This window comes from Streptomyces hilarionis (genome assembly GCF_024539675.1).
Lineage (GTDB): Bacteria > Actinomycetota > Actinomycetes > Streptomycetales > Streptomycetaceae > Streptomyces > Streptomyces hilarionis.
Window position 1 is genome coordinate 1 of the sequence record NZ_JAHHIT010000776.1, and the last position, 260, is coordinate 260.

A 260-nucleotide genomic window follows, 5' to 3' on the forward strand; every position below is an offset into this window, starting at 1 on the left:
CCTGGTTGGTTGAGTTTTAGTTCGTGTTGAACCAGATGACGCAGTCCGCTGATCAGGTGATGTTGCAGTGAATGGATCGGCGCTTGCAGCGCCTTGCTCGGGTTGCCACCAATGTTCTGTGCGGTAGAGACGCGGTCGGCCTGAATGACCAACTCGCCCAGCACCCCGGCACGTTCGTATTGGCCGGCCAGGACATACAGCAGGCTGGCCCATAGCGGCGGAAAGCCACTGAGCCAGTCCAGGATCGTGCGGTCGAGAAT

At 59.2% G+C, this 260-nt stretch carries 1 protein-coding gene; it reads right to left on the reverse strand.

The genetic code is table 11. The features are described 5' to 3' along the window. Positions 1-260, reverse strand: a 260-nt coding sequence (locus KMS84_RS44675; protein WP_256921620.1) for a TraI domain-containing protein, incomplete at both ends; no start/stop codon positions are given.